26 protein-coding genes and 2 pseudogenes are annotated in these 24,088 nt (G+C 42.1%); 24 read left to right on the top strand and 4 right to left on the bottom strand.

The features are described 5' to 3' along the window. Position 1: 1 nt before the first annotated feature. Entirely contained in the window at positions 2–139 is a 138-nt protein-coding gene (gene ykgO, locus J8Z28_RS20145) for a type B 50S ribosomal protein L36 (protein ID WP_058584105.1), read from the bottom strand. A gap of 17 nt (positions 140–156) precedes the next feature. Continuing rightward, positions 157–408, bottom strand: a complete 252-nt coding sequence (locus tag J8Z28_RS20150; RefSeq protein WP_058584106.1) for a type B 50S ribosomal protein L31 — start codon at positions 406–408, stop codon at positions 157–159. Positions 409–657: 249 nt separating this feature from the next. Between J8Z28_RS20150 and J8Z28_RS20155 the strand changes: the two genes are divergently transcribed. After that, positions 658–885: a hypothetical protein gene (locus tag J8Z28_RS20155; RefSeq protein WP_220095044.1), complete on the top strand. Its 228-nt coding sequence runs from the start codon at positions 658–660 to the stop codon at positions 883–885. Positions 886–954: 69 nt separating this feature from the next. Here J8Z28_RS20155 and J8Z28_RS20160 read toward each other — a convergent pair whose 3' ends face one another. Beyond that, the gene (locus tag J8Z28_RS20160; protein ID WP_250660446.1) at positions 955–4,731 is read right to left on the bottom strand and encodes a S8 family serine peptidase; all 3,777 of its coding nucleotides are present in this window, start codon (positions 4,729–4,731) and stop codon (positions 955–957) included. A gap of 236 nt (positions 4,732–4,967) precedes the next feature. Beyond that, complete coding sequence (locus J8Z28_RS20165) at positions 4,968–5,621, bottom strand: DUF6058 family natural product biosynthesis protein (protein WP_063527485.1); 654 nt, start codon at positions 5,619–5,621, stop codon at positions 4,968–4,970. A gap of 160 nt (positions 5,622–5,781) precedes the next feature. Here J8Z28_RS20165 and dapA point away from each other — a divergent pair, with 160 nt between their 5' ends. The 23 genes and pseudogenes from dapA to J8Z28_RS20285 all read left to right on the top strand — a co-directional run bounded on the left by dapA (position 5,782) and on the right by J8Z28_RS20285 (position 24,057). Further along, positions 5,782–6,696, top strand: a complete 915-nt coding sequence (gene dapA, locus J8Z28_RS20170) for a 4-hydroxy-tetrahydrodipicolinate synthase (RefSeq protein WP_054562639.1) — start codon at positions 5,782–5,784, stop codon at positions 6,694–6,696. 106 nt (positions 6,697–6,802) lie between these two features. After that, a pseudogene (locus tag J8Z28_RS20175) lies at positions 6,803–7,513 on the top strand (beta-ketoacyl synthase chain length factor). Further along, positions 7,503–8,288: a lysophospholipid acyltransferase family protein gene (locus J8Z28_RS20180; RefSeq protein WP_250660447.1), complete on the top strand. Its 786-nt coding sequence runs from the start codon at positions 7,503–7,505 to the stop codon at positions 8,286–8,288. Before J8Z28_RS20175 ends, J8Z28_RS20180 begins: the two are co-directional and overlap by 11 nt. Then, on the top strand, positions 8,285–8,542 hold the full coding sequence (locus J8Z28_RS20185; RefSeq protein WP_054554555.1) for a phosphopantetheine-binding protein: 258 nt from the start codon (positions 8,285–8,287) through the stop codon (positions 8,540–8,542). Before J8Z28_RS20180 ends, J8Z28_RS20185 begins: the two co-directional genes overlap by 4 nt. A 25-nt stretch (positions 8,543–8,567) precedes the next feature. After that, entirely contained in the window at positions 8,568–8,813 is a 246-nt protein-coding gene (locus J8Z28_RS20190; protein ID WP_054554554.1) for an acyl carrier protein, read from the top strand. A gap of 8 nt (positions 8,814–8,821) precedes the next feature. Beyond that, the gene (locus J8Z28_RS20195; protein WP_250660448.1) at positions 8,822–9,388 is read left to right on the top strand and encodes a COG4648 family protein; all 567 of its coding nucleotides are present in this window, start codon (positions 8,822–8,824) and stop codon (positions 9,386–9,388) included. Further along, positions 9,375–10,733, top strand: a complete 1,359-nt coding sequence (locus J8Z28_RS20200) for an AMP-binding protein (protein ID WP_250660449.1) — start codon at positions 9,375–9,377, stop codon at positions 10,731–10,733. Before J8Z28_RS20195 ends, J8Z28_RS20200 begins: the two co-directional genes overlap by 14 nt. Positions 10,734–10,746: 13 nt before the next feature. After that, positions 10,747–11,070 (top strand): annotated as a pseudogene (locus J8Z28_RS21985) (ApeI family dehydratase). Positions 11,071–11,073: 3 nt separating this feature from the next. Then, complete coding sequence (locus J8Z28_RS20215) at positions 11,074–11,811, top strand: glycosyltransferase family 2 protein (RefSeq protein ID WP_250660452.1); 738 nt, start codon at positions 11,074–11,076, stop codon at positions 11,809–11,811. Further along, the gene (locus J8Z28_RS20220) at positions 11,811–12,779 is read left to right on the top strand and encodes a lysophospholipid acyltransferase family protein (protein WP_250660453.1); all 969 of its coding nucleotides are present in this window, start codon (positions 11,811–11,813) and stop codon (positions 12,777–12,779) included. Before J8Z28_RS20215 ends, J8Z28_RS20220 begins: the two co-directional genes overlap by 1 nt. 1 nt (position 12,780) lies before the next feature. Beyond that, the gene (locus tag J8Z28_RS20225; protein WP_208855492.1) at positions 12,781–14,325 is read left to right on the top strand and encodes an HAL/PAL/TAL family ammonia-lyase; all 1,545 of its coding nucleotides are present in this window, start codon (positions 12,781–12,783) and stop codon (positions 14,323–14,325) included. Continuing rightward, complete coding sequence (locus J8Z28_RS20230) at positions 14,318–14,743, top strand: acyl-CoA thioesterase (RefSeq protein ID WP_250660454.1); 426 nt, start codon at positions 14,318–14,320, stop codon at positions 14,741–14,743. The genes J8Z28_RS20225 and J8Z28_RS20230 overlap by 8 nt, the downstream gene beginning before the upstream one ends. Next, entirely contained in the window at positions 14,743–15,261 is a 519-nt protein-coding gene (locus J8Z28_RS20235; protein ID WP_250660455.1) for an outer membrane lipoprotein carrier protein LolA, read from the top strand. Before J8Z28_RS20230 ends, J8Z28_RS20235 begins: the two co-directional genes overlap by 1 nt. Continuing rightward, positions 15,258–17,477: an MMPL family transporter gene (locus J8Z28_RS20240; protein WP_250660456.1), complete on the top strand. Its 2,220-nt coding sequence runs from the start codon at positions 15,258–15,260 to the stop codon at positions 17,475–17,477. Before J8Z28_RS20235 ends, J8Z28_RS20240 begins: the two co-directional genes overlap by 4 nt. Positions 17,478–17,480: 3 nt before the next feature. Continuing rightward, positions 17,481–18,722 (top strand): NAD(P)/FAD-dependent oxidoreductase, encoded by a 1,242-nt coding sequence (locus tag J8Z28_RS20245; RefSeq protein WP_250660457.1) that lies wholly within the window; start codon positions 17,481–17,483, stop codon positions 18,720–18,722. Then, positions 18,710–19,261 carry a DUF3261 domain-containing protein gene (locus J8Z28_RS20250; protein ID WP_063527232.1) on the top strand — a complete coding sequence of 184 codons (552 nt, stop codon included), beginning with the start codon at positions 18,710–18,712 and terminating at the stop codon, positions 19,259–19,261. Before J8Z28_RS20245 ends, J8Z28_RS20250 begins: the two co-directional genes overlap by 13 nt. A gap of 2 nt (positions 19,262–19,263) precedes the next feature. Continuing rightward, positions 19,264–20,169 carry a beta-ketoacyl synthase N-terminal-like domain-containing protein gene (locus tag J8Z28_RS20255; RefSeq protein WP_250660458.1) on the top strand — a complete coding sequence of 302 codons (906 nt, stop codon included), beginning with the start codon at positions 19,264–19,266 and terminating at the stop codon, positions 20,167–20,169. Further along, positions 20,166–20,408, top strand: a complete 243-nt coding sequence (locus tag J8Z28_RS20260) for a hypothetical protein (protein WP_250660459.1) — start codon at positions 20,166–20,168, stop codon at positions 20,406–20,408. The genes J8Z28_RS20255 and J8Z28_RS20260 overlap by 4 nt, the downstream gene beginning before the upstream one ends. Beyond that, on the top strand, positions 20,395–20,850 hold the full coding sequence (locus J8Z28_RS20265) for a hotdog family protein (protein WP_250660460.1): 456 nt from the start codon (positions 20,395–20,397) through the stop codon (positions 20,848–20,850). Before J8Z28_RS20260 ends, J8Z28_RS20265 begins: the two co-directional genes overlap by 14 nt. Continuing rightward, positions 20,847–21,572, top strand: coding sequence for a 3-oxoacyl-ACP reductase FabG (fabG, locus tag J8Z28_RS20270; protein ID WP_063527235.1), 726 nt, complete (start codon positions 20,847–20,849; stop codon positions 21,570–21,572). Before J8Z28_RS20265 ends, fabG begins: the two co-directional genes overlap by 4 nt. Beyond that, complete coding sequence (locus J8Z28_RS20275; RefSeq protein WP_063527236.1) at positions 21,572–22,798, top strand: beta-ketoacyl-ACP synthase; 1,227 nt, start codon at positions 21,572–21,574, stop codon at positions 22,796–22,798. The genes fabG and J8Z28_RS20275 overlap by 1 nt, the downstream gene beginning before the upstream one ends. Then, entirely contained in the window at positions 22,795–23,625 is an 831-nt protein-coding gene (locus J8Z28_RS20280) for a MipA/OmpV family protein (protein WP_130167640.1), read from the top strand. The genes J8Z28_RS20275 and J8Z28_RS20280 overlap by 4 nt, the downstream gene beginning before the upstream one ends. Continuing rightward, positions 23,626–24,057, top strand: coding sequence for an excinuclease ABC subunit A (locus tag J8Z28_RS20285; protein ID WP_250660461.1), 432 nt, complete (start codon positions 23,626–23,628; stop codon positions 24,055–24,057). Positions 24,058–24,088 lie beyond the last annotated feature (31 nt).

Genomic DNA, 24,088 nt, shown 5'->3' on the forward strand with positions numbered 1-24,088 from the left:
TTTAACGCTTTTTCTTTTTACCCTGAACTGCCTTCAAGCGCGGATTGTCTTTATTAATAACATAGACACGACCTTTACGCTTTACGATTTGGCAGCCCGGGCGGTTCTTCGCGCTTTTTAATGAACTTAATACTTTCATGTTCTTACCTATAGCAACTACTTGCTCGCTAAGTTTTTGAAACGACGATTAAACGCAGCAACACGGCCATCGCTTGCAACGGCTTTTTGCTTACCGGTATAAAACGGGTGTGAATCGCTTGATACGTCAATTGGCACATAAGGGTAGGTTTTGCCCTCAAGTTCAATTGTGCGCGAAGTTTTAATTGTCGAACCAATAATAAAGTAGCTGTCTGCCGCTGTATCATGAAACGCGACTTGCTGGTAATCAGGGTGGATATTTGGCTTCATAATGGAACTCTTTGTTATGTGATAATGTAGCGATTATAGGGTGGTTGACTATTTAGATCAAGATAAAAATGATTCTTATTTATATCGGCTTGTCTTAATTTTGTACAAGCTGAACAATCAATAAGCAGTTAGATTTAAAAAGCTGGATATTGTCGGTAAGGCTGTTATAACTAGGTATGCGTGCTTATTTTAAAGAAGGATAAGGAAGTGAATGATAAAACTAGCCGTGAAGAACTAGATCAAAATGTAATGAACACGCTTCGCGATAAAGACCATTCTGTTTTAGCTAATCATGTAGACACCTTGTCGTGTACTCACAACGATATTATTGAGTTGTTGGCACAGTATTTAGCTCTGAGTGAACAAGATGATGATGAGCGTTTCGATACCTGGTTTGATAATCTAAGTAAAGAGCAACACACCGTTGTGAAGACTTTCGAAGTGTATCGTGGTCAGTACGAGCATTTAGATTCTTAATACTTGATCATGTTGTTTTTACATGAAAAAAGCCACCCGAAGGCGGCTTTGCTGATTAGCGCTAACTAATTAATCTAACATGTAAGCTCGCATGGTAATTTGCTCAGCTTGGCTTGAACCATAATCAGAAACAATCGTACGAATATGGACAAAGTCACCGACGTTGCCAGTATTAGGGATCGTAGCTACCCATTCACCGTCAATGTGTTCAACTTGTGCATCTAACCAGTTTTCGCTTGAGAACTTCGTTGATACAGGGCAATAGATATAAGCAGGCACGTTAGCAATCGTACATTCTTGGCCGTACGCATATTGGAACTGTACATCTGCCAGCGCCACTTCACCTACACCGTCCAATAAACCCGTTAACTTAACGTGAGCCGCTTCACCTGATTTCATGCTGTTGTTAATATCAACAGGTAAATCAACCATAGGCACTAAAATTGGCTGAACACCTTGTTGCTGCTCGTCAGCCGTAAATGTATAGAAACCTTGGTAAAGAGAACCTAGCTTATCATTGACTGGAGAGCGCTCACCAACACCACGGGCATAAGATCGCATTTCTAAGGTAATTTGATGAGAGCCCGGCTCAAGAGTTAACGTACCTTGATACGGAGATACAGGCTCACCATTTACTTTTAAACCAAAGGCTGAGCTACCCATAAAGCCAAAAATACCATCATGGTTTGCGGCATCGCCAAACGAGGCAAGGTTAAAGTAAAGAACGTTGGTATCGCGGCTAATAATCGCCGAGCCACTGCTGCCTAAGCTACCAGCACGTGGACCTTTAAACCAAGTGGTGTTTTGCTCTGCACCTTCAGTCATAGCGCGTGGACCATCAAAATAAGCGCCAGCACTTTGAATTTGATAGTTTGGCATAACGACATTCGTCCATGCATTTTTTGTACTTGCTGTGTAATATTCATCACGCTGATGAGGCAACATAATTAACTGTGAGCTACCTGTTGAGTAGAACTCTCCGGTACTGTTGGTCATTGCCATAACATCAGTCCATGCAGGGCGCTCATCATTTTGCGAGTGATAAGACGCACTTATTTTATGCATTTTATGTTCAGCAATATTGATTTTCCCAGATTGAATTCGGCCATCAGTAATATGGTTTATTGAATAAGCATAAGGTGAGCGTTCAGCCGCAATACCAGACCAGCTAACGATATTGTTGCCAGCCTCTATTTCTGCCATTAAGGCTTCACCTTGTTCGGTACTAATACCAATCACGGGGACTTTTGGTGTGCCTGTGATTGCCCCTTTATATCGGCCGCCACGACCAGGACGATAAAAAATCACACCGCTGGCGCCATTTTTCATCGCATTACCGACCATGTAAGACGTGAGGTAATTAGGGTTAGCAATAAGCGCAATTTTTCCGTCTAACTCAAATTGGCTCCAGTCAGTGCTGTAACCAGCATCACCTACTGGCACTACTTCTGCAGAGCCTTCACCATGAAAAGACAGTGCTAAACCTTGTTTGATGTAATCAAGTTCAACCCCGTTTTGCATTTTGACGGTTGTTTCTGGAGCCACTGCGCGGGTGGTGATAAATGAGCGAAAGCGATCGTCATGACCTTGTGACCATGCATACATATCATTTACGTAATCAGGAGCCATTTCGATAGCTGCAAGCTTCGCAACTTCTTGATCGTCAATCGCGTAAGTAAAGCCAAACGAATAACCTTGTGGATCAAGAGGCTGGTCAGCTTTAAAGGTAACAGGCTGAGCGTTACGTGCATCAAAGTTAATCTCTGTTTTGCCATCAATCTTACGATTTAATACAGCCATTTGTGCCGCTGATTCTACTAAACCAGAGCTGGTTTGCGGGTTATCATAAGTCATAATGTTAGCAATCAACGTATAGTAGCCAGCAGGTACATCGATATTGGCTTTACCGCCAGTGAGCCTAACAAGACTGCCCCAATCATCTTCTTCATTTATTAAGTAAAGCTTTGATGGCGAGCCTGCTTGATTACCCCAGCGATCAGTTAGGTTTACTGTTAAATTAACTTGGGGTTGGTCAATCCAAAATGACACTGGCACTGTCACTTGCTGATCAGTATTGCCAACGGTTGTGCCTGTGATACGACCTGTAATTGCACCATAAGCACTGTTATTAAGTGCCACACTAGGGTCAATCCACATAGGGACTTGAGCAACACCTTTGGCTGGGATTGTTACAGATTTAACATCTAACCCTGCCAAGGTCGCCGGTAATTGTGTTTTGCCATCTTCACCGATTAAATCTAATTTCAATTTTAATTTAATATTTTCATCAGACGTGTTTGTTAACGTGATCTGTGTTTCGGTAAATGTACTATTGGCATTATCAAAGTAGCCAAGTTCACGGTTTGCAGGGGCCACAATAGCTTGGTCAATGGCTCGGTCGATATTCATGGCACCGGCACCTTGCTCAAGGACGTGAGAATCACTACTAAATACAGATGATGTAAGCACGTCTTTAATTTCTTTTGGCGTAAGGTCTTGGCGAGCTTGCATTACAATTGCAGCACCACCGGCAACATGAGGGGCAGCCATTGATGTACCTGAATACACGCGGTAGGCCGTATCACCTAAGCCACCAGAAGCCGCGGCAACCACAGAGACACCTTGCGAGGCAATATCTGGTTTTGCTGAGTGGCCATCTGGCGATGGACCGCGTGAAGAGAACGACGCCGTATTGCCATCACGATCAATAGCACCCACGGTTAATGCACTTGGCGCGCAGCCCGGTGAACCAATCGTTTCACGGGTAAAGCTATTGCCCGCAGAGATAACAAATAAAGCTTTATCGCTAAGCGCTTCAACCATCTCAACCAATGGGCCACTACAGGTTGTTGCTGTGCCACCCAATGACATATTTACAATGTCAGCTTGTTCTGAAAGCACCGCCCATTGCATGCCATTTAAAATACCGTAGGTTGATCCTCCTCCTGTATTACCAAGTACTTTACCGATAATTAAATCGGCGGCTGGTGCCACCCCGACCCATTTGCCTGCTGACTCATGGCCATTGCCTGCAACGGTTGAGGCTGTATGAGTTCCATGACCATTTAAGTCATCTACACCGTTGCTCGAATACGTAAAATCACGTGATGCAATGACACGACCTAGTAAGTCTGGATGCTCGGTGTCGTAGCCTGTATCAAGTACGGCAACTTTAATACCTTCGCCATTATAGTTAATCGCTGACTCACCATATGCGCCGGTTAGTGGGACTGTTGGAGTCAGTGTTTCTGACTGGGTAACCTTGTGAGCATGAACGACAGCATCAAGCCAAATACCTTCAACGTCAGCTTGTGCAACCAGGGTTTGCCAAGTTTGCGCTGCTTTGTCTTTGTTGATTGCAAATGCGGCGCTGTCGATTAGCTCAATTTCACCGGTTAATGACATACCAGCAAGCGTTGCTGGGACTGCAGGTCCTGCAAGGGTGCCGTCGCGGTATTCAACAATGACGGGGAGCGCGTCGGTTGATGCATCATCGTAACCCGATTCATATAACTTATTAATGTTAAATAACTCTAAATCGATCGCATTTGAATCAACTAAGGCTTGAGCATGGTTTGGAACAACATAGGTGTTGTTACCACGTTTAAAGATACTGGTGAATGTATCTGAACCATCTGCATTCACTAATCGAATGCCGCCTAGCTTGCCGTCTTTATTGACAACAGCCGATACTTTGTCCCCAGTGATCAAAGTGAATGTAAGGGCATCCGCTTTACTTTGTTGTGTAACAAATGATTCTTCTGCGGTTGCTGGTTGAGCAATCGATAAGCCGAGCATGGCTAAGTAGGTCGCCTTTAAGCGACCAAGCCTTGGAAAAGGTTTCATCTTTTCATCCTTTATTTTGATGTAATTAGTTTGGAAGAAAGGAGTTATTGCTAGCTGTCAAAATAACAAATATGACAAGAGCAATAACTCAACCAGACCAATCTATCGATCAAGCAGATGAAAACCTACAAAACAAAGGTAGCAAATTGTATTAACCTATTTATAACAAAATAAACACTGTTGTAACTTTGTGCGGTCATTCAGTTTCGCTTCATTTTAAGCGCAAAAATGAGAGGTTATTTTACCGATAGATCGTACTTTGCCACTACGTCATCAATATAACGATGGCGTAAGGTGTTTTTACCTTCGTTGCCCGTACCATGACTTAACGCGCGGTTCATTAATTTGAGCGCTTTATGTAAGCTTTGGCGCTCTTCCACGCTTAAACCTGTTTTAGTGCGTAGTTCAGTAATATCATCAATCAATAACTTAGCCACATCGAGCTGTACGGCTTCTTCAACTAAGCCATTTTGTGTTAGCACACCGTATTTACTGCATAAAAACTGCTGCCAAACTTGCTGTAAGTGCTCGTCAATTTCACTGCCAAATAATTCTTCATCGATAGCAAAGCCTTGCTCAGCAAGCTTACTGAGTTGATTTGAATATTGCTGAGCAAAATAATTAAATGCTTGGCAAGATGAGCTTATGTCATGTTTGATAATTAATTGCCCCCAGCTAGCGGCACCACGAGGGTAATAGTCTTGATATTCTTCGCATTGATAAATGCCCGAATACGAACTGCATTCTAATTGACTCTGCAAACAGTAACTCGGCTTTGGAAATAAACTACTTTGTTGCCATGCCGATAGCGTTTCCTCATCAATTGAGAGGGTATGGCACAGCTCTTCGGTGGTATAAAAGTAGGTTGCCAAAAATTTTGAAAGTTGCATTATCAAATACTCACAATAAATACTGTTAATTTATACAGTGTTTGATTTTGGCTTAACTTTGATTTTTTCTCAAGTATTTTTATTTATTGCAGCACACTACTCGGAAAATGCCTGTGTTTGTGATACAACTAGCGCAAATTTTCCAAACATTAAAAAAGTTATGCGCAACCTAGAAACAATTAAACAAGCAAGTTTGATCACCGCTATAAAAACACCTTATTTAACCAATGGTGAAATTGATCTTGCATGTTATGACGACCTTGTTGAACAGCAAATTGCAGCTGGTGTTGATGGCATTATTGTCGGTGGTACCACAGGTGAAGGGCAATTAATGAATTGGGAAGAACACTTAATGCTAATTGCTCACAGTGTTAGCAAATTCTCTGACCGTTTATTAATTGTCGGTAATACAGGTAGCAATAATACACGCGAAGCGATTAAAGCAACCGAGTATGGTTTTGCCACCGGTATGGATGCAGCGCTACAAATTAACCCTTATTACGGACGTACGTCGCTGGCGGGTGTGAAAGAGCACTTTAACCGTTTACTTGATATTGGTCCTGCGTTTATCTACAACGTAGCCGGTCGTACAGGCCAAGACTTAACACCCGATATCATTGAGCCACTCGCTAAGCACGAAAACTTTATCGGTGTAAAAGAATGCGGTGGCAATGAGCGTATTGCTCATTATGAACAGCAAGGTATTGCTTGTTGGTCAGGTAATGACGATGAAGCGCATGATGCAAGACACATTCATAAAGCCCACGGTGTTATCTCGGTTACATCTAATATTATTCCAGGCTTATTCCGTCAGTTAATGGATGAGCAAAATGATGCACTTAATGCAAAACTACAGCCACTTATGGGCTGGTTATTCTGCGAGCCTAACCCAATTGCAATCAATACGGCACTTATGATGACAGGCGCGGTAAATCCTGTGTTCCGTCTTCCTTATGTGCCACTAACAAGTGCTCAGCAAGAAATCGGTTTAGGTTACATTAACGAACTTGATGTTGCTGATATAGTAGGCGAAAAAGCACAACTTTTAACCGAAAAAGACGTTATTTTACGATAAAAATGAATGAGTGCTTAATTGCGGCTGTAATTAAGCACCATTGTTTTACTTTTTTGTAGCTAATAGGTAAAATTAGCAATCGTTTGGCGTTATAAGAATAATATTTGTGAAATTTGTTGTTGATAATTTGAGTTTATGGGTTGCACCCGAGCAACAAATAGCAGAATTAAGCCATCTCAATCTTGCTGACTTTGATTTAAGCTGGGTTGCACCGATGCAGCGCCGCCGCTTAAGCCCATTTATGAAAATGGCTCTTCATACTATGCATCAAGCGCAAGGTGAGTATCAGTAGCTAGCTGTTAATTTTTCATCGCGTCATGGCGACTTACCAAAAACATCGCAACTGTTACATTCACTTGTCGAACAAGAGCCTCTTTCTCCGACCGCATTTGGTTTGAGTGTACATAATGCTGCAACCGGATTATTTTCGATTATTGCAAAAAATAAAGCCCCGATGAATGCTATTGCTGGTGGTCAAGACAGTATTATTTCAGCCATGATAGATGGTTTTGCGCGTGTTCATAGTGGTATTGAACAGCAGATTTTGATTGCTCATGCCGAAAGTGTATTACCAGATGAGTACTTACCATTTAGCGACGAGCAACAAATTGCTCATAGTGTATCGTTCGTATTATCAACAGCGCAGACCGGTAAGCCATATTTTGAATTAACGAAACTTCCTGAATCAGAACATACTCAAAGTGACTCGTGTTTACCACTGAGTTTGCAATTAGCAGCTGCTTTAACAAGCAAAGGATCACAATCGCTGCTTTCACATCAACAATCAGCTTGGATGCTACAGTACCATGGCGACTAACGTTTACATTAAGTTGAATAAAATTTGGCGGGTACTGGCAACCGGGTTTTGTTTTTCTGTATTTGGTTTTGGCGGTATTGTACTCACCTTGTTGGTTTTGCCTCTACAACGTTTATTTGAACCTTGCCAAGCGAAACGTAAGCAAAAAGCCCGTTTAACGGTTCACTATAGTTTTAAATTCTTTGTTGCCTTAATGCATTACACCGGTGCTATCCATTTCTCTGTGCAAGATAAACAGAAATTTCATGATCTTAAAGGGCAGTTAGTACTTGCCAATCATCCTTCATTAATTGATGTTGTGGTGCTGATATCTGTGATTAAAAATGCTGACTGCGTGGTCAAAGCACACCTATTTAAAAATCCATTTATGCGCGGTGTCATTAAAGGCACAGGTTATATTAGTAATGAAGACCCGCAAGAGTTACTTAATGATTGTGAAGCATCACTCGCTGCTGGAAATAACCTGATTATCTTTCCTGAAGGCACCCGCACAACCCCAGGTGAACAGTTAAAATTTAAGCGTGGCGCTGCGAATATTGCTGCGCGTTGTAAAGCCCCAATTACCTCAGTGCTGATTAGTATGAAACCCAGCACTTTGACCAAAGGCACACCATGGTATTGCGTTGCCGCAACAAAAGCGCATTTTGAGATGCGCTTTGCCACTGACCCATTTATGTTTAACGACACATTTAATAATGAACAACCCGCCATGCAAGCACGACAATTAACCCGTGATTTGCAACATTACTTTTCAGAGGAACTCAGGCACCTATGACTGAACTAAAGAACAAAATAAAACAATTAATCATTAGCAGCTTAGATCTTGAAGATATTACCGTGGATGATATTGAAAATGACCAACCTTTGTTTGTTGATGGTTTAGGCCTAGATAGCATCGATGCGCTTGAGCTTGGCTTAGCCATTAAAAAAGAGTTTAACGTTAAGATTGACGCAAACTCAGAACAAACAAAAGCCCATTTTGCATCGGTAGATGCATTGGCAGAATTTATTAACCAACACCAATCATAATACAGACTTAGAAGTAGGAATAAGCATGAAAACCGCTGCTGACATTTACAACGTTTTACAGGGCATTTTAGTAGATGAATTTGAGATCGATGCTGATGATATCAGCCTAGATGCGCACCTGTATCAAGACCTAGATCTTGATAGCATTGATGCTGTTGATTTAGTTGTAAAACTACGCGAAATCACTGGTAAGAAAATTGAGCCAGATGCATTTAAGCAAGTGCGTACTGTGCAAGATGTTGTAAACGAAGTAGAAAAGCTCGTTTCATAAACATTACTATGCTCAAAGCGATAACCACAACACTGCTCTTAGTATGCTTATCTTTATACCCATTTATTGTGTATTTTGGATTACAGCATATCTCATTAAGGCAAGTGAGCTTGGTATTGATGGTATTGTTAGGTTTAAGGCTTGTACTTAGCAAGAAGTTACTGACATCTATGCCATGGATAAAGCCAGCCTCTATTTTGGCTATTATCGCTTTAGCAACGACGCAGTTTTTTAACAGTGATCTGGGCTTAAAGCTTTACCCAGTCATTATAAATACAGTAATGGCCATAACCTTTGCTTATTCGTTGAAAAGTGGCCCAACAGTCATTGAAAGTTTTGCTCGAATTAAAGAGCCTGATCTTGATGAAAAAGGGGTTAATTACACGCGCCAAGTTACTAAAGTATGGTGCGCGTTTTTTATTATTAATGGCAGTATTGCGTTATACACTAGCCTATTTACTTCGTTACAGACATGGACTCTGTACAACGGATTAATAGCCTATATTTTGATAGCTCTCTTAGGCCTTGTGGAATGGCTTGTAAGACAAAAGGTTAAAAGTAATGGTAGCGAGTAACCTGAAATTTCACCCAGACGCTGCATTTGTTGTTGCAGGGCAGCCAATAACACAAACACAGTTTTTTGCTGATATTGCGGCTTATCAAAGTAAGCTCACAGCGCTTAAAGCTGGCAGCCATGTGGTGTTATTCCATCCTGATACCTACCAATTTGCAGTGCGCTTATTTGCCTTAGCGTGTAGTGGTCATAATGTCATTCTGCCACCTAATGGTCAGCATGAAACATTAAGCTTATTGCTTGCTCAGTCTGCTTTTTTTGCCGGCGATGCGACCAATATCAATGATGATGTGCTTTTTACTAACCTTGAGCAAAGCCTTGGTCACACGCCTTTGCAAACTAACCGTTTACAATGGCCAACAAACACAGCGGTTATATTTTATACTTCAGGCTCATCAGGACAATCTAAACCGATTGTGAAACCGTGGCGGGTATTAAATCGAGAGCTTGCAGTACTTTCAATGTCATTTGACTTACCCAGCCAATTTACGTTTTTAGCAACTGTTTCGCATCAGCATATTTACGGCTTATTATTTCGTTTACTTTGGCCGTTGGCGAAAGGCCATATAATTGATAGTGAACAAATTCAGTATCCTGAACATATTGCGCAAAGACTAAAAAATATTCGTTATGCAGCGCTCGTTTCAAGCCCTGCGCAACTTGGTCGTTTATGTGCTGATAATGTGTTAATTCCTGAACGCGACAAAATTAAGTGGTTATTTTCCTCTGGCGGACCACTCAACAATGAACATGCCGAAACTTTATTTAACCAGTTAGCTCGCCCAGCTACCCAAGTATTTGGTAGTACCGAAACCGGCGGTATTGCTTATCGACAAGTTACACAGGCGGCGGTTGATGTACCATGGCAGCCGTTTAATGGTAATTATTTATCGTTGAATCATGAAGGGCGCTTGATGCTAGATTCTGCGATTTTAGAGCAATCGAGTTTCCCGTTAGATGATAGAGCGCTTATTCATAAAAATGGTCAATTTAAACTGTTGGGCCGTATAGACAGAACGATAAAAATTGAAGAAAAACGTTTAAACCTAGATGAGCTTGAGAGTTATCTGCAAAGCCATGACTGGGTAAAAGAAGCAAAAGTGGTGGTTATTCCAGCTAAGCGCGTGCAAATTGGTGCGGTGGTTGTACTCAGTGATGAGGCAAATAAAGAGCTTGAACAACAGGGTAAATTGGCAATTAACCGCGCTTTACAAGCACACCTCTCAAACCGCTTTGAACGTATTTGCTTACCACGTAAATGGCGCTACATCGATGCACTTCCTTTTAACAGCCAAGCTAAATTAAGTTTAAAAACATTGGAGCAGTATTTTGCCAAGCCTGAATAACGTGACCCCAGAGGTGGCCGTTTTATCACAAACAGAAACTAGCGTGAGTTTAGCGTTAACCATTGCGGCTGATTTAGATTATTTTCGCGGCCACTTTCCTGATGCACCAATTTTAGCAGGCGTAGTACAGCTGGATTAGGCAGTAAAATATGCTCAGCAATATTTGGGTTTTGGCAAACTAGTACAAGATTTAGAAGTGTTAAAGTTTCAGGTAGTAACAACCCCTGATATGACGGTAAACCTAACCCTTGAGCGCAATGCAAAAGGCAAATGTTTGTTTAGCTATCAATCAGAAAAAGGCCAGCATGCGTCTGGTCGAATTGTATTTTGTGATTAAGCCATGAACCAGTTTTGTATTGTTATTCCTAATTACAATCACACCCATGCTATTGCGGGTGTACTCGATGAGCTAAAAGAGTTAAAGCTGCCGATAATCATGGTTGATGATGGCAGTGACGCAGATGCCAAGCAAGTATTTGCAGAGCTTGACGCACAGTACGATTTTTTAACCTTGATAAGCCACGTTCAAAATCAAGGTAAGGGTGGTGCAGTTCAAACTGGCTTGATGGCTGCCTACAAGCAAGGGTTTAGCCATGCCATTCAGGTTGATGCCGACGGTCAGCATTCGTTATCCGATATTAGTAAGTTGATTGAACTAAGTAATGCATCACCTAACAAGGTGATCAGTGGTTGTCCTATTTATGATAGCTCCGTGCCAAAGCATCGTTATTTGAGTCGTTACATCACCCATTTTTGGGTTTGGGTAGAAACACTCAGCTTTGATATTGTTGATTCAATGTGTGGTTTTCGGGTTTATCCCTTAGCAGCCGTTGAGCAATTAATGGCTAAGCAAACGCTTGGCAAGCGCATGGACTTTGATATTGAAATTTTAGTCAGGCTTTATTGGCAAGGTGTTAAGGTCACGTTTTTGCCAACCCAGGTCATTTACCCTGAAAATGGCGTATCTCATTTTCGAGCCTTACACGATAATGTAGGTATTTCTTGGCTGCACACGCGCTTATTCTTTGGCATGTTGCTACGCTCACCTAAGCTGCTTTGGCGTAAGGTGGCAGGCTAATGGCTGTAAAACATTGGTCAAAAATGCAAGAACGTGGCAATCGCTTAGGCATGCAAATATTGCTCGTGTGCTATCGCGTATTTGGTCGAAAAGGCTTGTGGTTGGTTTTGTTTCCAGTGGTGTTTTATTTGTTTTTAACTGGCAAAACTGCCCGCCAAGCGTCACATGCATTCTTAACCCAAGCGCGTAAGGTGAATGGCAATAGTAAAGCAGTTACTTGGCGCGATAGCTTTCGTCATTTTCGCTTCTTTGCAGACAGCGCTTTTGACAAAATAGATGCCTGGCTTGGACGAATTCAGCAACATAATATTCTTTACACCAACGAAGCGCTTTTCAAACAACTCGATGAGCAACAGCAAGGGGCTATTTTTATTGGCTCACACCTTGGTAACTTAGAGGTATGTAGAGCTCTTAGCCAACACCGAAACAGTAAAACGATTAATGTATTGGTGTTTACTCATCATGCTGTTGAATTTAATAAATTACTGAAAAGTATTAATCCGGATGTTGCGGTAAACCTTATTCAAGTAACCGATCTTGGCCCAGATATGGCAATTATGCTCAAAGAGAAAGTTGAGCAGGGTGAAATTGTGGTGATTGTCGGTGACAGAACCAGTACTACCACTGCAGGAAGAGTTATTGAAGCTGACTTTTTAGGTAAGCCAGCCCCTTTTTCACAAGGGCCATTTATTTTAGCTGCGCTATTAGATTGCCCGGTGTTTCATCTGTTTTGTTTAAAAGATAAAAAGCCAAATGGCGAAACATGTTACCGCGTGATTTTTGAAAAATACGCCGACAAGCTCGTTTTACCACGTAAAACGAGGCAACAAACATTACAACAAATTGTTAGCGATTATGCGCAAAGGCTCAGTTTTTATGCTGCGGCCTATCCGTATCAATGGTTTAATTTTTATGATTTTTGGCAAAATGACGAGCAAGTGTCTCGTAGTCAAAACAAGGAGAACTAAGGTGTCAGAGCACTCGACTACCGTTTTTGGCCAACAGCGTTTATCAATCGAAGATATTGTTCATATTGCATTAGAGCAAGGTGCTGTTGCGTTAACATCAGACCGTCAATTTGCTAATAAAATAGACAGCGCCGTGGCCTTTTTAGATAAGTTGCTTGAAGACGATGGCGTGATATATGGCGTTACCACAGGTTATGGCGACTCAGTAACCGTAAAAGTGCCACTTGATTTAGTCAATGAGTTACCACTGCATCTTACTCGTTTTCATGGTTGTGGCCTTGGTGATGTGTTTAATCAAGTCCAAGGGCGCGCTATTTTAGCGACTCGTTTGACCTCGCTTTCACAAGGGTATTCTGGTGTTAGCTGGGAGATGTTAAATTTATTACGTGACTTTTTAAATCACAATATCGTACCGGTGATCCCACAAGAAGGGTCTGTAGGAGCCAGTGGTGATTTAACGCCACTTTCATATGTAGCTGGTGCTATGGTTGGCGAGCGTGATGTGTATTACAAAGGCGAAATTAAAAACAGTCTAGAGGTGATGCAAGAACTTGGCTTACAGCCATTAAAGCTACGCCCAAAAGAAGGGCTGGCAGTCATGAATGGCACTGCTGTGATGACAGCTTTGGCATGCCTTGCTTATGATAGAGCTGATTATCTAGTTAAATTGACCAGCCGTATAACAGCCCTTGCAAGCCTTGCATTAAAAGGTAACAGTCATCACTTTGATGATATTTTGTTTTCAGTGAAACCACATCCAGGGCAGCAGCAAGTAGCTGCATGGATCCGTGGAGACTTAAACCATGTAGAACACCCCCGTAATGCAGACCGCTTACAAGATAGGTATTCAATTCGCTGTGCTCCACATGTAATTGGTGTGCTGCAAGATAGTTTGCCGTGGTTTAGGCAAATGATTGAAAATGAACTAAATTCGGCAAATGATAATCCAATCATCGATGGTGAAGGTGAACACGTACTGCATGGTGGTCACTTCTATGGCGGTCATATTGCAATGGTAATGGATAGCATGAAAACTGCTGTTGCTAATTTAGCCGACTTAGCAGACAGACAAATCGCATCCTTAGTTGATACGCGCTATAACAATGGTTTACCTTCTAATCTATCGGCGAGTAATGATGAACGTCGTTACATTAACCATGGTTTTAAAGCGGTCCAAATTGGCGCCAGTGCATACACGGCCGAAGCATTAAAACTGACCATGCCAGCAAGTGTGTTTTCTCGTTCAACCGAGTGTCACAACCAAGATAAAGTGAGCATGGGAACCATCGCTGCACGAGATTGTTTGCGTATCTTACAGCTAACCGAACAAGTGGTTGCAAGTACCTTGCTTGCGAGTATTCAAGGTCTACGTTTACGTATTAATAGCGGTGAGCTTGAATTTGCTAGTTTAACTAGTGATGTACAAAGTATGTATCAAGACATTAGCGAGTTTTTCCCGCTGCTTGATGAAGACCGTCCTCTAGAGGCTGTTCTTCGCTTTACGGTAGACGCTATTCAAACAAAACGTTGGAGTTTATATGCATAGTCGTGGCTCGTTGTTGAGTACTCATGTTGAGATTGAAATTCCTTTTCATGATTGCGATCCAATGAATGTGGTATGGCATGGTAATTATCCGCGCTATTTAGAAGTCGCGCGCTGCGAATTACTGCGTTTGTTTGATTATGACTATGTGCAAATGCAAGAGTCTGGCTATGCATGGCCGGTTATTGATATGCATATTAAGTACGTCGGCTCTGCATTGTTTACACAAAAAATCCGCGTTGATGCCTACTTAAAAGAATATGAAACACGATTACGTATTGATTACGTAATCACTGATTGCGCTACAGGTAAAAAGTTAACCAAAGCAACGACTATCCAAGTTGCGGTTGATATAGAGAAAAAAGAAATGCAGTTTGTTTCGCCGCCTGTGCTACATGAAAAACTTCAAAAGGTGATTTAATGCGATTAAGCGTGTTGTTACTGAGTGTGCTAGCTCTTTTCCCTGTGTTTGCATCAAGCGCGGTGACAGAGCAAGGCACATTTAGCCAAGAAAAGCATTTTAAAGGGTTTAGTAAGCCTTTTATATCAACAGGTTCGTTTGAACTTGCTGAAGATGGCCTCACTTGGCAGGTTGAATCTCCGGTTAAAAGCACGCTATTAATCAAGCAAGGGCAAGTATATACCCTTAACGATCAAGGTGAGCCGCAGCTACAAAAAGGCGCTGAGCCTTACGTTAATTTATTGCAAGCGATTTTAAAGCATGATGAAGTGGCACTTGCTGAGCAATTTACGATGACAGAGCATGCAGAGCCCGGTTGTCAGACTTTATTGCCTAAAGATGACTTGCTAAAGCAGCTATTTAGTCAGTTCGAATTATGTGTAGCAGCAGAGCAAGTGAGCCGTGTGCGTCTTCAAGAAGCAAATGGGAACTTTACTGTATTACGCTTTGCTTATCCTCATAAAGAGCAAAAACAGTGAAAGCATGGGGCCTAACGCTTGCTTGGCTGAGCCTATTAGTTAGCGCCTTAGTGGTTGTTTTTATTCTAAAACAGCCTACGTTGAATAATGATATTTTGGCTTTGTTGCCAAAGTCAGAACCGCGTTTACAGCAAGTCGAAGAACACTTTTTTTCAGCTAATAAACAGCAGTTGAGCTTTTCTTTTCGTGGTAAGAATGCAGTAAAAGCTTATGATGATTTACATCAGTGGCTGGCGAGTAAACACATTGAGCCTCGTTTTAAGTTACCTGAAATCTCCCAGTTGGCAGCATTTTACGGTAAGTACGCAGGGCATTTAGTTTCCGAGGAATATAAGCAAGCGATTGGCGATGCTAATCGCTTTCAACAGTATTACTTTAGTCAGTTGAGTAAAGTCGCAGATCCTTTTGTTTCAAGTACTATCAACCAAGACCCTACGCTTGCCACTGCGGGGTTCTTATCTGAGGCAATGGCGCACATGCAGCAATTTGAGCTGCAAGATGGCCGAATTAACATTAGCTATCAAGGTGATGAGTATTTAATGTTATTCGTGCAAAGTGCTGGCAATGCCTTTTCAATAAATCAATCAATAGCTCTAAGCAATGAGATTGTTGCCTATATCGCTGAGCTTGAAAGCCGCTATCCCGATACACACATTCGCTATGCCGGTGCTTTATTTCATACCGCAGCAAATGCGCAGCAAGCCAAATTTGAAATGACCTTGTTTGGTTCGGTGAGCTTGCTGGCACTTATTGTGATGGTGGTGTGGGTGTTTCGCTCGATAAATGCATTGTGGCTGGCCTCTGTAACCGTGATAAGCGCCGCTATTGGCGGCACCATTGCGCTGATCAGTATTTTTAGCCAAGTGCATGTATTAACCATGGTGTTTGCCGTGACACTGATTGGTATTGCCATTGATTATGCATTTCATGGCATGCTTGATTTAACCGAGCAGCCGCAAGGTTTTAGTCAAGGGCTTAAACTGGCACTGTTGTTGTCGTTACTAACCACCACACTCGGTTACGCAAGTTTGTTTTTCTCACCGGTGCAGTTACTTAGTCAAGTGGGAGTATTTGTTGTTGCAGGGCTAGTTACAGCTTGGCTTTGCACACGTATTTTATTGCCTTATTGGCAAACAGGTTTAACCATTAACACTGCTGCGCATCAGTTAGCAAACATGTTAAGTGGTTATTTAAAACGATTAACGCATTACCGCGTCGCACTCAGTATGCTGATGTTATTGCTATTAAGTGCCTTTGCTTTACTAAAACCCCCTGTGATTAATGATGATGTAAAGCTGTTAAATGCAAGTCCTGCTGATTTAATGGAAAACGAAGCTTTGCATATGTCTTTATTAGGTAAGGATAATGGCCAAATCATGATTTTATTTGCCGATAATGCGCAGCAGTTATTAGTAGAACAAGAAGCATTAAAAGCAACTATTCGCGGCCTTAATGGCACTGCTGTGATGCTTAGTGACTTAGTGCCTAGTAAACAATTACAACAGCAAAACTATGAGCAGTTGCATTCAGCCCAGCAAGCTATGAGTGTAGTTAGCCAAATGACAGGGACGCCTGTTGAGCTTTCAACATCAATGCTTGATTTAAACGCGGCACTTAATTCACCGTTAGCGCCGTTAATCGCTAACCAAGTGATCTCAAACAATACACTAACCGCAAGCTGGTTTATGGTAACCGGTGTAAATAAATCCGAGCTGATGGATTTAGCCAACGCTGACCCAGATTTAATTGTTTACGATAAAGTCGCGATGATAAGCGAAGGTTTAAGTCATTACTCAAATTCGTTACTGGTGACACTGGCCATTGCGATGACCTTTGCGTTACTACTCTTTAGCGTTAAATTTGGTTTTAAAACGGCGTGTAAACAAACGTTAGTACTTGTACTAACAAGTGCAGCTGTACTGCTACTATGCAGTGCGCTGCAATCTCAGTTATCGATTTTTAATTTGTTAGGCTGTTTATTGATATTAGCGTTGGCAATCGATTACTTGGTGTTTTATCAGGTTAATAATTTAAGCTCGAGCAATGTACTCGCAATTAGTTTGTCAGCGGCATCATCGATGTGGGTATTTGGCATGTTGGCCGTTTCGAAAACACCGGCCATTTTCAGTTTCGGATTAACGGTATTAGTGGGGCTAGTTTGTATCTATATCCTGGCGCCGCTCAGTATTGCATTACCTAAAAATAAGGAAAAATAATAGGTGAATAATCAAGTTCAACAGGCTGATGTTGTTATTATTGGTGCTGGCCCTTCAGGTGCCGTGGCTGCCAGTTTACTGGTGAAAAAAGGTTGGCATGTGGTGGTGTTAGAGCAGCAAACCTTTCCTCGTTTTTCGATTGGTGAAAGTTTATTACCCCAGTGCATGAGCTTTTTAGCAGAAGCAGGCCTTGAGCAAGCGGTGCAAGCACAGGCACAATCACTTGGGTTTCAGTTTAAAAATGGTGCGGCGTTTCAGCGTCGTGGCGACCACACCACAATCGATTTTACCGAGAAATTTAGCGAAGGCCCTGGCACGACTTTTCAGGTAAAACGCGCTGACTTTGATAAATGCTTAGCCGATGGTGCCATGCAGCAAGGGGCTGAAATACGTTACCAACATAGCGTGTTAGCGTTCACCGATTGTGAGGATGGCGCTTTACTTGATGTTACGGATGAAAACCAGCAAGGCTATCAAATTAAAGGACGTTTTGTACTTGATGCTAGTGGTTTTGGCAGGGTATTACCTCGCTTACTTGATTTAGAGTCAGCATCAAATTTCCCTGTACGTTGGGCTTTTTTCAGCCATTTTAAAGATAATATTAGCGATACCCAGTTTGACCGTGAAAAAATCTTAATTAATGTTCATCCAGAGCATAAAGATATTTGGTATTGGCTGATCCCATTTAGTGATGGTACGGCAAGCATTGGTGTTGTTGGTAAACCAGAGCAGCTTAATGATAAACAACCACTCGCTGGTTTAAATGAATTTATCGAACAAGATAGCTATTTAAGTGAGTTATTAGCCAATCGAGAAGCTATTGGTGAAGCGCGTGCTATCAAAGGCTATTCGGCTAATGTGTCGAGCTTGTATGGTGAGCATTTTGCACTACTTGGTAATGCTGGTGAGTTTTTAGATCCGGTATTTTCATCTGGGGTGACGATTGCATTAAAATCAGCCTTATTGGTCGCTCCTTTAGTTGATAGCTACTTACGTGGTGAGCAAGTTGATTTCAAAAACGATTACAGTGAGCCTTTGCAACAAGGGGTTAATTGCTTTAGAACCTACGTCAGTGCTTGGTATGATGGCTCTTTTCAAGACGTGATTTTTTACAGTGAGAAAAACCAACAAGTGCGCGAGATGATCAGTGCTATTCTTGCGGGTTATGCATGGGACTTACAAAACCCATTTGTAAAACAAAGCAACAAACGCTTAAATACGTTGGTTGAATTATGTCGCGACTAACACGCTCTTTGCTCTTATCTTTGAGCATATTAGTGGCGAGTTGTGCCAGTGAATTTGCAGTAAAAACGGGCGTTGATTTAGCGCCAAATGCAGGGATTTATTTGCTTGATCCACCGCCATCATTAGTTGCCGATAATTGGCAGCAAGTACTTGAAGTACACCATGGCGATGAGCAGCATACATTACTAGCGCAGTTGAGTTTAAACAGTGAAACGGGTATTAACTTGGCTGTTATGACGGCTCAAGGTATGCCAATCTTTCAGTTAGAAAAAGCGCCACTAGGGCCGATTAAAAGCGAAAAAATGCTCCCTATCAACGCGGTTGATCCTCGCTATATTCTTGCTGATATCATGCTAGTACACTGGCCGGTTACTGTGCTGAACTCGCAACTTTATGGTTTGAACTTGGTTGAACAAGGCTCGACACGGCGTTTATATCAAGGTGAACAGTTAATTAGTGAAATTCGCTATTTAGACGGTGCAACAGAACTTGTAAACTTTCAGCGGGATTACAAAATTAAATTTCAAAGGGTTAATTGATTATGCCATTTTGGCTTAACGACTTAGGTATTGTTAGTGCATTGGGGGTTGGTCATCAACAAACAATGCAAAGTATCAGCTTACAACCTAAACAAACACTCACAGAGGTGACGTCGCTTGCATTTGAGCAGCGCCCAACCTTTGTGGGTTTGGTTAATGAACTGCCATTAACAGCATCAATGCGATTTTATCAGCTAATCGATTTAGCGCTGGCGCAACTTGCTGACACATTAGCAAACATAGACATTCCGAGTAGCCGTATTGCTGTGGTGATTGGTACCAGTACTGCTGCAATTCAAGAAGGTGAAAGAGGCCGAATTGCCCATGCAGCTGAGGGAAAGTGGCCAGAGGAATTTGATTATTACGACCAAGCGCTCGTCGCACCTGCCAATTATATTGCCAAAAAACTCGCTGCGAAGGGGCCAAGTTACAGCATTTCAACTGCGTGTAGTTCAAGTGCCAAGGCGCTTATTAGTGCGCGCGCCTTACTCAATGCCGATTTAGCCGATGTGGTAATTTGTGGTGGGGTAGATAGCTTGTGCCAACTCACTATTAATGGCTTTGATTCGTTATCGTCTATCAGCGATGAAATTTGTAAGCCGTTTAGTGGCGACAGAGCAGGCATCAATATTGGTGAAGCCGCAGCGTTATTTGTTATGAGTAAAGAGCAGCATACAAAACAAAGTATTGCCTTTTTAGGTGGTGGTGAAAGCTCCGACGCCCACCATATTTCAGCACCGATTGCAGACGGTTCTGGCGCTATTGCTGCTATGACAACGGCGTTGCAAGACGCGAATTTAACGCCTTCAGATATCGACTACATTAATGCCCATGGAACAGCCACACCGCAAAATGATGCCATGGAATCTCTGGCAAAGATACTAAGGTCAGTTCTTCTAAACATTTGACCGGCCACACCTTAGGCGCTGCAGGTGCTTTAGAAGTTGGATTATGTTGGCTCTATTTGGCTTACCCAGAGTTTAATCAATTAGTATGCAATCAGGTTGCAAAAGACGAATCATTGGCTGAAATTGGTTTAATAACACAACCAGAAACGGCAGAAATTAACACTTGTTTATCAAATTCGTTTGCCTTTGGTGGCAATAATGTCAGTGTAGTACTAGGACATCTAAATGAATCACTATAAAATTGAGCAAGTAGTCCCTCATAACGAACCAATGATATTGCTCAATCGCCTATCCAATTACAGCGAAGAGTCAGGTTGCTGTGAAGTGGATATTAGTTCACACAGCCCGTTTTATGACGAGAGCTTAAATGGCGTTGCCAGTTATATTGGCTGTGAATATATGGCGCAAACTATCGCAGCGTATGCTGGTGCGCTGGCAAAAGACAAAGGAAATGAAGTACAAATCGGTTTTTTAATTGGTACGCGAAAATATAAAACCTATGCACCGGTATTTAAAAACGAGCAAACGCTTAAAGTCTCGGTGACAAAATTATATCAAGAAGAATCAGGGTTAAGTGTATTTGAGTGTCAAATACATAGCGATGAAACATGCTTAGCAGAAGCAAAAATTAATGTGTTTCAACCACAAGACCCAATGCAGTTTATAAGAGAAAATCAATGACAAAACGTATTTTAGTCACCGGCTCAAGCCGTGGTATTGGCAAAGCAATCGCACTTAGATTAGCTAACGATGGCTTTGATATTGCTGTTCATTGTCGCAGTGGTGTGGCTGAAGCAGAGCAAACCTGTGAAGAAATCAGTGCGCTTGGTCGTCACGCTAGCTTATTGCAATTTGATGTTTGCGATAGAGAGCTTGCAAAGCAACAAATTGAAGCTGATATTGCCGAGCACGGTGCGTATTATGGGGTGATCTGTAATGCCGGTATCACGAATGATATGGCGTTCCCAGCGATGCAAGGTGATGATTGGGATAAAGTGATCCGTACTGGCCTTGACGGTTTTTATAATGTGGTTCATCCAACGGTGATGCCAATGGTGCAAGGTCGTAAAGGTGGCCGTATTGTCACTATGGCGTCAGTGTCAGGGATTGCCGGTAATCGCGGGCAAGTTAACTACAGTGCCGCTAAAGCGGGCATTATTGGTGCGACCAAAGCGCTTTCGCTTGAGCTTGCAAAACGTAAGATCACCGTTAACTGCGTAGCTCCAGGATTAATCGAAACCGAAATGACAGAAGATTTACCGGTTGATGAAATGCTAAAAATGATCCCATTAAAACGTATGGGGTCAGTTAGTGAAGTCGCGGGTACTGTGTCGTTTTTATGTTCAGATGACGCCGCGTATATCACCCGCCAAGTTATTTCTGTGAATGGCGGTATGGTGTAATGAAGCGCGTTGTTGTTACAGGCATGTCTGCCATTACTGCATTAGGTGATACCTGGGGTGAATTTAAAACCGCTTTGCAAAAAGGTGAAAATGCCGTTCAGTACATGACTGACTGGGATGTGGCGCCAGAACTAAATACTCGACTAGCAGCACCTGTTACTCATTTTACTAAACCAAGCCACTATAAGCGTAAACAAGTTCGCTCAATGGGGCGTGTTGCTATGATGTCGACCCGTACTACAGAGCTTGCTTTAGAAGAAGCCGGGCTATTAGAGCACTCAAGTCTAACCGACGGCTCTACAGGCATTGCTTTTGGCTCATCTACGGGGTCAACGCCACCATTATTGGCTTTTGCAAAAATGATGGAAACCGGTGAAATGACAGGCGTAACGGCCACCAGTTACATCCAGATGATGGCGCATACAGCGCCTGTGAATGTGGGTGTCTTTTTTGGCTTAAAAGGTCGGGTGATCACTACCAGCTCTGCGTGCACATCAGGCTCGCAAGGTATTGGTTATGCTTATGAAGCGATTAAGTATGGTCGCCAAAAAGCCATGGTGGCTGGTGGCGCAGAAGAGTTATGCATCACAGAAGCTGCGGTATTTGACACCTTGTATGCGACCAGCACAAAAAATGATGATGCGAAAAGTACGCCACGACCATTTGATCAAAATCGTGATGGTCTGGTTATTGGTGAAGGTGCAGGCACACTCATTTTAGAAGAGTATGAGCATGCCCTTGCCCGTGGCGCGACCATTTATGCGGAGCTCGTCGGTTTTGGTTGCAACTCAGATGGTCAACATGTGACGCAACCTACCGCAGAAACTATGCAAGTGGCTATCGAAATGGCACTTAATGATGCACAGCTTACTGCCGACCAAATTGGCTATGTGAATGCTCATGGTACGTCAACAGATCGGGGTGACATTGCGGAGTCTCTGGCGACTTTCAATGCCCTTGGTAAGAAACCTATTAGCTCATTAAAGAGTTATTTAGGTCATACCTTAGGAGCATGTGGCGCCATTGAGGCATGGGCAAGTATCAATATGATGAATGATGGTTGGTTTGCACCTACTATCAATTTAACAGATGTCGATCCTGAGTGTGCTGATTTAGATTATATCAAGGGCAATGGCCGTGAAATGCAAACAGATTACATTATGAGTAATAACTTTGCGTTTGGTGGCATCAATACCTCGTTAATTTTTAAAAAGTGGCAAGCATGATCAAGCGCTGCATCATAAGTATTTTATTTATTCTAACTTTTAATGCTTATGCTGCAGAAGACAGTGTAGAAAAGGGCACTGCAAAAATGGAGTTCGGTGCAGGCCTTTTTTATGCAGATATCCCCCATTATTTAGGTTCAGATGAAAGTGAGCAATACCTATTGCCTGTGCCTTATTTTCGTTATCAAAGCGATAAAATGGCCATCGACCGTAATAACTTCACTGGCTTTTTGTGGCAACAAGAAAATCTCCATTTAGATTTATCTGCCAACGTAGGTCTTGCAGTAGACAGTGAGGACAACAAAGCCCGAGAAGGTATGGATGATCTAGATTGGGTGTTTGAATTAGGGCCTTCACTTAATTACTACCTAATAGGTGAACCAAACGCTAAACAGCATTTGTATTTAAGCCTGTTTGCACGCAAAGCCATTGCGACAGATTTCTCAGGTATTGATGATATTGGCTGGCGTTATGGGCCAAGTGTGTATTATCGAGTGCCGATCATCGAAAAGGCGGATTCACAATTTTCATTAGCGTTTCGTGGCAATATCAACTTTGCTAGCGATAAATACCTTGATTACTACTATGGAGTGAGTGACTTACATAGCAATGAAACTCGCCAAGCATACTCAAGTCGTTCAGGTTTTTCTGGCGCTGATGTATCAATTGGGGTACATTTTGACACACCAAAGTATTGGTTAGGTGGTTTTGTTAAATATCATCACCTTGCTAACAGTCAACAAGAAGCAAGCCCACTCGTGAAGCAAGATTATAATGTTTCGGTTGGTTTTGGTGTTGCATGGAAGTTTTATAGAAGGAATTTTTAAATGAAGTTATTGACCCTTGTATGTGTTTTAGCGGCTTGTTTGTGTTCAACAAACAGTTTTGCCCGTGATGATATACAAACGCTACCTGTACAAGCACTACTTGAAACTAGCAAAGCGAAACAAGCGCTGTTAGATATTCCACTGTATTTTGCTGATCAAAGTCATAACAGCATTAAAACCAATTATGGTGAAGTGATCACCAACAAGAAAACCAACGCATTTAATAAAACTGACCGAGAAGCGTGTGAGTGGGTAATGCTTAGTGCTTTAAAAGCATTACAAGAGCGTGCTATTCGTGAAGGCATGAATGCAGTTGTAAATATTCAGTCGTATTACAAGAAGCGTGAGTTTGTTAGCCAAACAGAATATCAATGTGGTGCGGGCACATTTGTTGCTGGCGTGGCATTAAAAGGCACTTTAGTTAAGTTATAACTAACTAAAGTCATTTTTTTTCTGTATAATT

It is taken from the genome of Pseudoalteromonas sp. SCSIO 43088 (genome assembly GCF_023650795.1).
GTDB classification, from domain to species: Bacteria; Pseudomonadota; Gammaproteobacteria; order Enterobacterales; family Alteromonadaceae; genus Pseudoalteromonas; species Pseudoalteromonas shioyasakiensis.